This window comes from Sphingobacteriales bacterium, assembly GCA_016719635.1.
Lineage (GTDB): Bacteria > Bacteroidota > Bacteroidia > Chitinophagales > JADIYW01 > JADJSS01.
The window spans coordinates 392,134-404,214 of record JADJYT010000002.1 but is presented as its reverse complement, the minus strand read 5'-3'; the positions used below and the strand labels follow the sequence as shown (position 1 = coordinate 404,214).

The window sequence follows — 12,081 nt, the reverse complement described above, 5'->3', positions numbered from 1 at the left end:
AGGTAATAAAAAAAATCACCCGGGTTGACTTAAAATGAATAATATTCAGAATCAGATATAATACATACCACTCGGAGAGAACACCGCCGGCAGTCCGCCGCCAATTCCATCCGGAGGTAATTCGCCGCCCAACAACTTGCCGTCAAATTTAAAGACTGCTTTATGGGCCGCAGCTTCTACCACATGTTGGGTAAAAGGCATTCCACCCGTCCGGTAGTAATACTGAGCCCCGTCAAATTCGGACAGTTCCAGTTCTATTATGTGGCCGGCCACTTCAATTTTTGTGTGCACACTTCTCGGAAAGTCATTGTACACAAAAATTTTCGCTATCAACACCGGGGCATTTTCAAACGGTGTACCCTTGAAAATTTTCGGACCGTAGTATTTGCCCAGTTCTTCATCCTCACAGATAAAACCGAACAAATCCGGCATCTCTTTATTCTCGGGATTAATTAATAACATGCCGCCTGGAGTCATACCGACGGGTGTCTTGGTGATTCGTGCAACATGCACCAGCACATTAGGCAGAGGGGCATCCGGTGCAGGTTTCAGCATGGCATCAATGCCGTCAAACCAGGAAAGGAAATCTGTTTGGTAATGGTCGCCGCCGGGTGCTCTTAAAGTAAGTTCGCTCATAGTGTTTAATTTTCAGAAAGGTATATAAAATGGGAAATTATTCCTATACCATTAAACACGCAGATTTAATCATTGTAAGTCTATATGAGAAACTAGGTCCCTATGTATTTTTCAAGACAAGATGATAAAATCTGAAATGCCGTTTATTCTTCTTTCTTCTTCCGGCTGACATGGTAGACACCTCTTCCTTCTGCCACTAAAGTACCGTCATTTTCAGCAAAGACCTGCATGTTGGTGGTGATGATTCTGTTGCCGCTCCTGACAATACGGGCTTCAATAATCAGTCCGGTATTTCGGGCGGAGCGGATATAATCCACCCGCATATCCACCGTCACGATTTTATCCTCGATGGAGTGGAGGGTGGTAATTCCGGCAATGCCGCCCACTGCATCCATCGCCGCGGAAATGACACCGCCGTGAACGGCCAGGATCCTCGAATCGCCCACCAGCTCGGGCTTGAAAGCGATGGTTGCTTTGGCAAAACCCTCCGTCAGCTCGGATAGTTTTAATCCCAAATGCTTGTTGAACGGGATGAGTTCATTGAAAATATTGACGTATAAATCTTTCGGTCCTTTCATGCGTTCTTTCAGTTTTGTGTGTGAAATAGTTTAGTTGTCCTGTGTAAATAAATTGGCTGTAATATAATCACAAAATAATTTTCCTGTATTCGTCAGGGTGTAGATTCCATTCGTTTCCTGTACCCATCGGTTCAACAAGAATGGGGATACTTCCTGTCGGAAATGATGAAGAAGGGCATCTCCAAAACGTGTCAGTATGACAGCCGTGTCGACGCCCCAGATCGTCCGTATTTGGGTCAGGATATACTCATTGTAAAGATTGGCAGATGTCAGTAGCTCAAACTCACCGGCATCCAGATTGGCATTTATTTTCTTTGCATGAACGGCATTATTGCTGATATTCCAGTATCGTTTTGTCCCGTCGAAGGAATGCGCCGAAGGGCCTAATCCCAGATAGGGAACACCTTTCCAGTAATGGGTATTGTGTTTCGCAAAATGCGGGCCGATGCAGAAGTTGGATATCTCGTAATGGGTATATTGATGTGCTGCCATGGCGTCCATCAACAGGGAGAATTGACGGGCAGTTTGTTCATCAGCGGGCGGCAGTACTTTTTTCTTTTTTATCTGATGCGACAGGGTGGTTTTATCTTCCACAGTAAGTGCGTAGCAGGAAATATGCGGGATTTTTAAGTCAAAGGCCGCCTGCAGGTTTTCTTCCCAGCGGGTATCGTTCATGGTGGGTGTTCCGTAAATCAGGTCGATGGAAAGGTTTCCAAAACCAGCCTCCAGAGCATCCCTTATCGAACATATTGCTTCGGCGGCGGAATGTGCCCGGTTCATATAACGCAGGTCTTCTTCAAAAAAAGATTGAATGCCGATGCTCAACCGGTTGACAGGTGTTGAGCGCCGTAGGTCAAGCAGATACGGTTGGGTTAAGTCATCGGGATTTGCTTCTAACGTGATTTCAGCGGCATTGCTCACTTCCCAAATGGAATGTATGCCATCCATTATCGTATTGATTTCAGACGCGTTCAAAAGGCTTGGCGTTCCGCCTCCGAAATAAATCGTTTCAATAACCGTTTTATCCGGAAAGAAATGTTGCTGTAAAACCATTTCTTTCCGGATAGCATCCAATACCTGCTGTTTGTTGTTTTGAAGCGTGGAAAAGTGAAAATTGCAATAGGTACATGCCTGTCTGCAAAATGGAATATGAATGTAAATACCTGCCATTTACACTGCAATGTACTAATGAATGCGCAATAATTGATAACTTTGGAAAGTTAGTAAAAAGTAAAGATTGAATTTAACCCGTTTTATACTACTGTGCTGCCTCATCGCGGTAAATCATTTATACGGTCAGAGTATACATTTGCGCCTGGAAAAAGATACAGCGTTTTCTAAAATAAAATCCAAACGTACATTTAAGAACGATACCGAAGCCGACCAGTTTCTATCAGATACAAGGAGTCAGCTTATCCATCTCGGATATTGGGAGGCTTCATTTGATACGATCTATAAACGGCAGGATACGTTGTTGGCGTTTCTCCATATAGGTCCAAAATATGAGGTCAGGAATACTTCGGTTACAGAAACTAAAAAGAAAAGAAATAAGGTTTCCCCGGAATCCATATATGACACCGAACTCAATAAGGAAAGATTGCTCCGGATTCTGGAAAATAACGGATATCCGTTTGCAAGGATTGAAAATGACAGTATGCAGTTACGGGATGATGTACTTCATTATAAATACAATGTAAGCAAAGGAAAATATATTACCATCGACAGTTTCATCAACCACGGAAAATCAAAACTGACGAAAGGGTTTATACAGAATTATGTCCTGCTGAAATCAAAGCAGCCTTATAATGAATCCAAAATCCGGAATATAGACAAGCTGCTTCAAAAACTGCCTTATGCAACCATCCGTCAGCAAAGTTCTGTCCTATTCCGGGATGATAAGGCGGATATCCATCTGTACCTCGATAAGAGAAAAGTGAATTCGTTTGATTTTCTGGTCGGCTTTCTGCCCGGCAGCAACAACGGGAAGATACTTATAACGGGAGAGGTGAGGCTGCATCTGCAAAATGCCTTTAAGCGTGGGGAAGAGATCTTTCTGCAGTGGAGAAGGCTGCAGCCGCAGTCTCAGCTGCTGGATATACGGTTCAATTATCCTTACCTGTTTAATGTTCCCATCGGAATAAACTTTACCTTTAATCTGGAAAAGCGCGACTCTTCTTCTCTTGATTTAGGTTGGCAGCTGGGATTGCCTTACATCACGAGTTCCAACAATTACATCAAGGGGTTTTATAAATATTTTCAAACCTTCGTCTTGGCTCCGGACACCATTTTCGTCAAGTTTAATAAAAAGCTCCCGATTAATCTCGATGCGGTGTACAATCAGTACGGTGTTCAGGCATACTATGAAAATCTTGACTACCTGTTCAATCCACAGAAAGGATATGACTTAAAACTCACCGGTTCCATTGGGGTTAAAAAGATACGGGAAAACAATCAGATTACCTCCCTGACTGATCCGTTTCAGCCGGATTTTGATTATTCATCCCTGTACGACAGTATCCGTACTAAGTCCATTAAAGGGGATCTTTTCTGGAATGGGAATTATTATCTCCCATTGGGCAAAAAGAAGCGGCATATTCTGAAATTCTCTTTAAACGGTGGTGCGGTGTTCAACCAGAGTCTCTTGAGGAATGAACTCTTGCGTATCGGTGGAAATAAATTGCTGCGGGGTTTTGACGAACAATCCATTCTTGCCAGTACGTATAACGTCACTACGTTGGAGTATAGAATGATGATACTGCGCAATTCCTATTTTTTCATCTTCTTCGACGCCGCCTACATTCACCGCAAATTTAATAATACCGTATACAGTGATTTTCCATTCGGGTTTGGAACAGGTGTGACATTTGAAACTAAAATTGGTATTTTTGGCCTCACGTATGCACTTGGCCAGCAAAAAAACCAACCCGTTGACTTCCGTAAATCAAAACTGCATTTTGGATATGTCGCGGTTTTCTGAGTGTTTTTGTGCAATCAGCGAGCTGTCAACTGCTCTGCAGGATTTTCGTGCTGCCGGGTTTTCAAAATGTATTGTTTGTGTTTTCTTTCTGCTGACCGGTTTCCATTCCTTCTCGATGCCTGGTACCGCTTCCGTTAACAAGGGTTATCAGGATTCAATCCTGCGTAATAAACTGGATTCTGCTCAGTGGAAAGCGATCATTTTCCAACAGGACATCTATAGGAGTCCCGGTAAAAATTTAATGATACAGCACCCGAAAGGCCATTCGGAAAGCAGTGTATTTCTGTTTATATGTCTGGCCGTTATGTTGCTGATTCTGCTTCTGAGGCTGCTGTTTGCTGATTTTATGTTTTCACTTTTCGAAGGGTTGCTCAGTGTTAAAAAATTCTTTATCCATTTTAAAAGCAATAAATATGACACCATCCTGGCTGTGGTGTGGATTTATATTGTTAAGCTGTTCATGCTGTCACTCATTCTCTATATAGTTTTGGCAAACTATGCGAACATAGGTTTTAATGCATTTGATTTGTATTATTTTAACCGAATTTTTAGTTTGCTCAGTGTGTTTTTCATCTTTAAGAATTTACTGGAATATGTTTTTAACACCGTTATACAAATGCAGGATTCATACAGGGTATTTTTTTTACAAAATCTTTTTGCTGAGTTTCTTATTGTTGCACTTCTCCTTTTTTGTCGATGATTTATATATATAATGATTTCATATCATGGAATGTTGTATTGTTTTCGCTGGTTTTCTCTGTAACGGCATATGTCTTTTTCAACACAATCAGAAGTTATCAACTCATGGGTAATATCCGTATCGTTCACAAACTTCATTTTTTTCTTTATATTTGTGCTTTCAAAATATTGCCTGTTTTCGTACTGGTTAAATATATTTTGAAAAATGTCGTTGCATAAAAATGGATAAAATGGGTAAAAAAGTGGTTGAAAAACGCGCATCAGCTAGTAAAAACTCAGCAGTCAAAACATCTAAAAATATCAAAGCGACAAAACCTGTTCCAAAAAAGGTTGCTGCAAAAGCGGCGCTTGAGAAGCCAAAAATAGATTCTGTAAAAATTAAAAAAACGACAGATGCAGTTGCAGTAAAGAAAGCTGTTTCCAAACTTGACGTAAAAAAAACGACAACGGGATTACCGGCAGTAAAGGCAGCCACTAAGACACCTGTTAAAGGAGATAAGAAAGTATTGGTAGAAGAAAAACCTATTCCCGCAATCGTTAACCCGGCTAAACTGAAACCCGTTAAATCCATCCTGATTTCACAACCTAAACCAGATTTGGGGAAATCTCCCTATATCGATATCGCAGAGCAATTTAAGCTCAAACTGGATTGGAGGCCGTTTACCCATGTGCGTGGTATCAATGCAGCTGATTTCAGAAAACATAAGGTATATATTGATCAATTCTCCTGTATCATTTTCACCAGCAGGGTAGCCATTGAGCAGTACTTCCGGATGTGCGACGAATTGAGGATTAAAATCAGTGAAGACAACCGTTATTTCTGCCTGAGTGAAGCCATTGCGCTCTATCTTCAGAAATTCATTAACTATAGAAAACGCAAGGTTTTTTATGGTGATGGCAAACTGCCGAAACTAATGGAGGTTATCCTTAAACACAAGGAAAGCGGCAGTTTCCTGCTGCCTTGTTCCAATGTACGGGATAAGGCACTGGCCGAAGCTTTGCAGAAACATAATATCAGTTACAGTGAAGCAGTCATCTATCAGACAGTTGCAAGTGACCTTTCGGATTTGAGCGATGTGAAATATGACATGCTCGTCTTTTTTAATCCATCGGCGATAGATTCACTCTATACCAATTTCCCCAGGTTCAGTCAGGGAGAAACCCGGCTTGCCATTTTTGGAAATTCAACTGCAGATGCCGTGAAGGCTCATAAACTGAATATCAATATTTTTTCGCCTACACCTGAAAATCCATCCCTGGTAGATGCCATTAAAAAATATATTGCAGCAGCCAACAAAAAAGGCAAATAGGCGCTTCCGGCGAAAATCAGTTTTGAACTTCCTACTTTCAATTATGTTTCCTACTTTTACAATATGCCAGTCCGTTGTGCGATAGAAAGATTATTAATGTTATGCAGTATCATGTGTGGCATGATTACCACCTATGCACAAATTCAGCCGGCAACATCTCATTACATGTTTAATCCGCAAATGACCAATCCTGCCTTCTACGGAAGTAAAGACGGGATAAATTTTACCGCGAATTACCGTCATCAATGGGCCAAACTGGAAGGACAGCCGAAGACCGTTCATGTTGCTGTGGATGCCCGCCTTTCGCAGGCGCATGGCGGTGTCGGATTAGTGGTTTCGAACGATATGCTGGGCGCGTTTACCAATACTTCTTTCAGAGTCGGATATGCTTTTATCCAGTCTGTACGTAATAAACTTAGCATTGGCATAGCAATCAGTGCCGGGGTTACCTTTTCGAAATTAGACGGAACGAAATTAATTACGCCTCAGGGAACCGGCTCCAGTTTGAATGATGACCTACTTTCCAATCAGGTACAGAGAAGTATCCGGCCGGATTTGGCCGTTGGAATCTCTCTGGTAAGCAGGTATATTGAAGTGGGAATCGTTTACAGTAACCTGATCAATGCCAAAGATAAATTTAAAGGCGATGCAGGAACCCTGCGTCCCCAATATGGCGGTGTTTTTCAGGTATATGCCGGCAGCAAAATTAAAGTCGGGAAAGATTTCAGCATAAAACCTTCCATTTCTTTAATGACGGATTTTAAAGAATTCCAGACAGATATCAGCTTTTTGGCCGGATACAAAGAATATGCCATGTTGGGAATTAACGTCAGAGGATACAATAAAAAAGCTTTTGAGTCGTTATCTCCGTTACTGAGCGTGAGTCCGGTAAAGAATTTAAGTGTAATTTACAGCTACGATGTTTCGTTGAATAAACTTAATAAAGTTAACAGCGGTTCACATGAAATAACACTGAACTATCTGTTGCCTAACAAAAAACTCTACAAAAACCCGAAAATGATCAATAATCCCCGGTTTTTGTAAAAAGAATATTAAAAAAAGGTACTTAAAGCCTATTTAGATATACAAGTAAAGATTTTTTTTTATTAATTTTACATTTTCAAGGAATAAAACGTAAACAACTAAGATGAATAAATTTAGATTTTCGCTAATTGCGGTCATAGCAGTGCTATTAGCTAGTTGTAAAAGTAGTGGTACGGACGGGCAGTTGATTGGTGCTCAGGACCGTCCCAAATGGGATAATAATCTTTTACCGTATGGTATGATTTATGTTCCATCAGGAGTTTTTCACGCAGGCCCATCCGATCAGGATGTCAATTATGCATTTAATACAAAAATGATGCAAATGTCCATTGTAGGTTTTTACATGGATGAAACGGAAATAACCAATAATGAATACCGTCAGTTTGTTGAGTACGTTCGTGACTCCATAGCACACCAGATGTTGGGTGGTGACCACCTGAAAGAAGGAGAAAACGGGAAACAGGCCATTAATTGGGATATGCCTATCGATATGGACTGGCAAACAGGCAGCAGTGTTACGGAAGAAGGATCTCAGTTAGAACCGATGTTCTATTCTGATGCAGATAGAATCAACGGCGTTAAAGAAGTGGATCCCCGCAAATTGATGTATGAATACACCTGGTTCAAATGGAAAGAAGCAGCGCAGCGTGAAAACATGAACAAACCAAGAAGCCAGTTCATGGAGAAAAAGAAAATAAGCATCTATCCGGATGAAATGGTATGGATCAGGGATTTCTCTTATTCCTACAATGAGCCGATGACACGTACCTATTTCACTCACCCAGCTTATGACGATTATCCGGTGGTAGGTGTTACCTGGGATCAGTGCAATGCTTTTTGTGCCTGGAGAACAATCATGTGGAATAATTTCAGACTTTCTAAGAAAGAAGCGCCGCTTGACCAGTTCCGTTTACCGACAGAATATGAGTGGGAATACGCTGCACGTGGCGGAAGAAACTTATCCCCATACCCATGGGGTGGACCTTACATCCGCAACACAAAAGGTTGTTTGTTGGCCAACTTTAAACCGGGAAGAGGTAACTATCCGGAAGACGGTGGTTTTTACACCGTCAATGCCAAGTCTTACTGGCCGAATGATTACGGCTTATATAATATGGCCGGAAATATAGCTGAATGGACTTCAACCGCTTATGAGGATGATGCGGTGGCATTTATCCACGACAAACAACCTGACTTCAGGTATGATGCAAAAGAAGATGAACCTAATGTAATGAAACGTAAGGTTATCAGAGGAGGTTCATGGAAAGACATTGCATATTTCCTGCAATGCGGTACTAAATCATATGAATATCAGGACTCGGCAAAATCCTATATTGGTTTCAGATGCTTATTGCCTTTCATGGGAAGAGCGATGAATGATTTTGGAAATTAATCATAATACTATTCTTATTATACTAAACGTTTAATCATTAATAACTAACCAACTAAATCAAAGTTTTATGGCAACACCATTCTTAAGATCTAAACTTTTTAAAAACGGAAAAAATTTCCTTTTTGGTATCGGAGCATCGATAGTAATTTTAGGTGCCTGGGCAAAAATCTTACACTTGTCTTTTGCTAATACGGCATTAACTGTAGGTTTGATAACAGAAGCAATAATATTTGCAGTATCAGCGTTTTCACCGCCAGAACCTGACTATTATTGGGAAAAATATTACCCTGGATTGGATGATTACGAAGGATCCGGCGGACCGACACCGGGTGCGGCAGGAGGAAAATCTATTTCAGCTTCTATGGATAAAATGCTGGATGCAGCTAAAGTAGACCAAAATCTGGTCACCCGCTTCGGCGATAACCTTAGGCATTTCGCGGATAATGTAAGTAAATTAGGTAACCTTGCAGATGCGACGGTTGCATCCAATGATTTTGCACAATCTGCTAAATCAGCAGCAGCTTCCTTAACCGGCGTTAAAGATTCTTTCGCCAGCGCGGCAGAAGGTATGAGCAAATTGGCAGCAGCGTCCGGAGATGCAGGACAATACCATGCACAGGTGCAAAGTGCCACTAAGAATCTGGCAGCATTAAATGCTGTGTATGAAATGGAATTACAGGATACGAATACACACTTAAAAGCGATGAACAAATTCATCGGCAATTTAACGACAGCTATCACTAATTTGGAAGGTTCATTATCCGATACCGAGAAGTATAAATCACAAATGAGCGGATTGGCAGGTAATTTAGAAAAATTAAACCATGTTTACGGAAATATGCTTTCAGCAATGAAATCATAATTAAATCATCAGCTGTAATTAATTGTTAACCTAAGTAAATTGTAAAATATGTCAATTCCAAAGGAAAACAGGCAGCAGATGATTAACTTAATGTATTTGGTGTTAACCGCACTTCTTGCATTAAACGTCTCTGCTGAGATCCTGAATGCATTCCGAACCATCAATAACAGTCTTGAAAGTTCAAACGGATTGTTAGATATAAATACCAAAGTGAGTTATACTGCCTTTGGTGCTAAGAGATTAAAAGAACCTGGTAATATGGAAATACCCAAATACCAGGAAAGAGCCGATAAAGTAATGGCGGCATCCAGAAGCCTTCAGGATTATATCAAGGGTCTTCAGGAAGGTATTATTAAAGAAGCGGGCGGACCCGGAGAAGAAGGTACGCTGATGAAACGTCAGGATGATCTGGATGCTTCCAGTCGCTATTTTATTGAAGATAATAAAAAAGGCTACGAACTTAAAAAGAAAATTGAGGAGTTTCAGGCTGCCTATAATACACTGATAGATACGGCCGATATAGAAACCGTTTCCAATAAATTACCTTTATCGACCAAACCACAAAAACCAGGAGCTGACTGGGCCAGAGATAACTTCTATCAAATGCCTCCGATTGCATCATTAACGATGTTAACGAAAGTATTATCAGACGTTAAATCAACAGAAGGATTGCTGGTAGGTTACTTCTTTTCCAAGATTGGAAGTTCAGAAGAGTTAAAACCGGATGAAATCGTATTTAACGCATTCTCTGCACAGATTACCTCTCCTTCTGCTTATATCCTTCAAGGGGAGACATTTGAAGCTAATGTATTTTTAGCGGCTACAAGTTCTAAAAATGATAACGTCTCCGTTAGTGTGAATGGTCAGGGGCTTCGTCCGGATGATAAAGGCATTGCCCATTACAAATCTTCCCCTGGTGTGGGTGAATATGAGTTAAAAGGAAACATCTCTCTGAAGAATCCTAAAACAAATGCGGTAACCAGTTATCCGTTACCTCCGTTTAAATATACTGTTGCAGCTCCGTTTGCAACCGTATCTCCGACAAAAATGAATGTATTCTATATCGGTGTTGACAATCCGGTGCAAATTTCTGCTGCAGGTGTTTCTGCCAGTAAGTTAAACGTAACGATGGATAATGGAAACATCTCAGGAAGCGGAGGAAATTATACGGTGCGTGTTACAACACAAGGTAAAACAAATGTCAATGTTAGTGCGAATGGCAAAAGCTATGGTGCATTTCCATTCCGCATAAAATTAATTCCGAATCCGATTGCTAAAGTTTCCGGTATGCCGGGCGGCCGAATTAATGCGGCAGTATGGAAAGCTCAAAAAGGGGTTATTGCGGATTTGGAAAACTTCGACTTTGATGCTAAGTTTGAGGTGCTGAGCTTTAATATGTTCTATCAGCCGAAATTACAGGATCCAGGTATTGCATCTGCAAACGGACCTTATTTCAGTGCTGCCATGCAGGCATTTGTTTCTAAAGCTAAACCGGGGGATATTTTCTACATTGAAGAAATTAAAGTGAAAGGACCGGATGGATTATCCCGTAAAATTCCGGGAATCGCCTTTAAAATTGATTAATAGTCTATAGATATGAAAATGCAATTAAAAAATAGTTTACTTTTCGGCTCGCTGCTACTCTTGGCAGTTACGAATGGTAATGCTCAGGGTTCTGCTCCTACGGATTCTGCTTCAGTTGTAACGCCGGCTTCAACGGAGACGCCGGCTGCCGAGACAACTGCACCGGCAGCTTCTACCACTACAGACCCGAATGCTCTGCCTCCGGCTGCCGCCACGTCTTCTTTGGTTGAAAAGACAGAAGTACAGAAATTACCCTGGGTTCAGGAAATTACAGGTAAGCGATTGGCTATGGGTTATGAACCTATCCGTGAGGCGGATGTTTTCTGGTGGAAAAATATTTGGAGGGTGATTGATCTCAGAGAGAAAATTAATTTGCATTTCAAATGGCCTAAATCTCCGTTCATTCAGTTAATGTTAGATGCTATTCAGGGTGGAAAATGTCAGGTATACAGCGGTATGGATGATGATTTCACAGCTCCGATAGATCCGAAAGAAGCATTAAATGTTGCAGGTGGTGGAGTTGACTCTATCTATGTAACTGACCCGGGTACCGGTATTCAAACCTTACAGGTGGTCACAAAAGAGGTTAACTGGAATAATGTAAATAAACTGCGTGTAAAGGAAGTTTGGTTCTTCAACAAACAAACTTCCAGAATGCAGGTTCGTATCATGGGTATTTGTCCATTATATGATAACTACGATCCTACTACCGGTGATTTCCGTGGAGAAGTGCCTGTGTTTTGGATATATTTTCCTAGTTTACGCCAAACACTTGTAAACTCAGAAGCTTATAACCCGTTCCCGAATGGTGTTCGTTTGAACTGGGATCAGGTTTTTGCTGAACGTATATTCGGCAGCTATATCTATAAGGTTGACAATGTACAGGATTTTCGTATCAAGGATTACAAATCTGGTATCGATATCTTGTATGAATCTGAGGCTAAAAAACAAGAGTTGTTTAACTTCGAACACGACCTATGGGAATATTAATATTCAAT

12 protein-coding genes are annotated in these 12,081 nt (G+C 41.0%); 9 read left to right on the top strand and 3 right to left on the bottom strand.

What is annotated here, in order from left to right; genetic code table 11:
* Window positions 1-51 precede the first annotated feature (51 nt).
* From IPM95_05975 to hemW, 3 genes are all read right to left on the bottom strand, one after another.
* Window positions 52-636 carry a hypothetical protein gene (locus tag IPM95_05975; protein ID MBK9328861.1) on the bottom strand — a complete coding sequence of 195 codons (585 nt, stop codon included), beginning with the start codon at window positions 634-636 and terminating at the stop codon, window positions 52-54.
* A 143-nt stretch (window positions 637-779) separates the two neighbouring features.
* Window positions 780-1,214 (bottom strand): hotdog fold thioesterase, encoded by a 435-nt coding sequence (locus IPM95_05970; protein MBK9328860.1) that lies wholly within the window; start codon window positions 1,212-1,214, stop codon window positions 780-782.
* 30 nt (window positions 1,215-1,244) lie between these two features.
* Window positions 1,245-2,384, bottom strand: coding sequence for a radical SAM family heme chaperone HemW (hemW, locus tag IPM95_05965; protein ID MBK9328859.1), 1,140 nt, complete (start codon window positions 2,382-2,384; stop codon window positions 1,245-1,247).
* A gap of 67 nt (window positions 2,385-2,451) precedes the next feature.
* On the opposite strand from hemW, the gene IPM95_05960 reads away from it, so the two are divergent.
* The 9 genes from IPM95_05960 (at window position 2,452) to gldN (ending at window position 12,073) form a co-directional block, all read left to right on the top strand.
* Entirely contained in the window at window positions 2,452-4,191 is a 1,740-nt protein-coding gene (locus IPM95_05960; protein MBK9328858.1) for a hypothetical protein, read from the top strand.
* The gene (locus IPM95_05955) at window positions 4,175-4,891 is read left to right on the top strand and encodes a hypothetical protein (GenBank protein MBK9328857.1); all 717 of its coding nucleotides are present in this window, start codon (window positions 4,175-4,177) and stop codon (window positions 4,889-4,891) included. The genes IPM95_05960 and IPM95_05955 overlap by 17 nt, the downstream gene beginning before the upstream one ends.
* A complete protein-coding gene (locus IPM95_05950) occupies window positions 4,888-5,109 on the top strand; it encodes a DUF4271 domain-containing protein (GenBank protein MBK9328856.1) in 222 nt (73 codons plus the stop codon). Before IPM95_05955 ends, IPM95_05950 begins: the two co-directional genes overlap by 4 nt.
* Before the next feature lie 11 nt (window positions 5,110-5,120).
* Entirely contained in the window at window positions 5,121-6,200 is a 1,080-nt protein-coding gene (locus tag IPM95_05945) for a uroporphyrinogen-III synthase (protein MBK9328855.1), read from the top strand.
* 63 nt (window positions 6,201-6,263) lie between these two features.
* Window positions 6,264-7,244 (top strand): PorP/SprF family type IX secretion system membrane protein, encoded by a 981-nt coding sequence (locus IPM95_05940; protein MBK9328854.1) that lies wholly within the window; start codon window positions 6,264-6,266, stop codon window positions 7,242-7,244.
* A gap of 103 nt (window positions 7,245-7,347) precedes the next feature.
* Entirely contained in the window at window positions 7,348-8,637 is a 1,290-nt protein-coding gene (locus tag IPM95_05935; protein MBK9328853.1) for an SUMF1/EgtB/PvdO family nonheme iron enzyme, read from the top strand.
* A 67-nt stretch (window positions 8,638-8,704) separates the two neighbouring features.
* Window positions 8,705-9,499, top strand: a complete 795-nt coding sequence (gene gldL, locus IPM95_05930) for a gliding motility protein GldL (protein ID MBK9328852.1) — start codon at window positions 8,705-8,707, stop codon at window positions 9,497-9,499.
* A 48-nt stretch (window positions 9,500-9,547) separates the two neighbouring features.
* On the top strand, window positions 9,548-11,083 hold the full coding sequence (gldM, locus tag IPM95_05925) for a gliding motility protein GldM (protein ID MBK9328851.1): 1,536 nt from the start codon (window positions 9,548-9,550) through the stop codon (window positions 11,081-11,083).
* Between the two features lie 12 nt (window positions 11,084-11,095).
* Window positions 11,096-12,073, top strand: a complete 978-nt coding sequence (gene gldN, locus IPM95_05920; GenBank protein MBK9328850.1) for a gliding motility protein GldN — start codon at window positions 11,096-11,098, stop codon at window positions 12,071-12,073.
* Window positions 12,074-12,081: the final 8 nt, after the last annotated feature.

Excerpts from the sequence above, each read along its gene's own strand:
- IPM95_05975 (MBK9328861.1), bottom strand. The coding sequence starts at position 636 with ATGAGCGAACTTACTTTAAGAGCACCCGGCGGCGACCATTACCAAACA.
- IPM95_05935 (MBK9328853.1), top strand. The coding sequence starts at position 7,348 with ATGAATAAATTTAGATTTTCGCTAATTGCGGTCATAGCAGTGCTATTA.
- IPM95_05970 (MBK9328860.1), bottom strand. The coding sequence starts at position 1,214 with ATGAAAGGACCGAAAGATTTATACGTCAATATTTTCAATGAACTCATC.
- IPM95_05940 (MBK9328854.1), top strand. The coding sequence starts at position 6,264 with ATGCCAGTCCGTTGTGCGATAGAAAGATTATTAATGTTATGCAGTATC.
- hemW (MBK9328859.1), bottom strand. The coding sequence starts at position 2,384 with ATGGCAGGTATTTACATTCATATTCCATTTTGCAGACAGGCATGTACC.
- IPM95_05950 (MBK9328856.1), top strand. The coding sequence starts at position 4,888 with ATGATTTATATATATAATGATTTCATATCATGGAATGTTGTATTGTTT.
- gldN (MBK9328850.1), top strand. The coding sequence starts at position 11,096 with ATGAAAATGCAATTAAAAAATAGTTTACTTTTCGGCTCGCTGCTACTC.
- gldL (MBK9328852.1), top strand. The coding sequence starts at position 8,705 with ATGGCAACACCATTCTTAAGATCTAAACTTTTTAAAAACGGAAAAAAT.
- IPM95_05955 (MBK9328857.1), top strand. The coding sequence starts at position 4,175 with ATGTCGCGGTTTTCTGAGTGTTTTTGTGCAATCAGCGAGCTGTCAACT.
- gldM (MBK9328851.1), top strand. The coding sequence starts at position 9,548 with ATGTCAATTCCAAAGGAAAACAGGCAGCAGATGATTAACTTAATGTAT.
- IPM95_05945 (MBK9328855.1), top strand. The coding sequence starts at position 5,121 with ATGGGTAAAAAAGTGGTTGAAAAACGCGCATCAGCTAGTAAAAACTCA.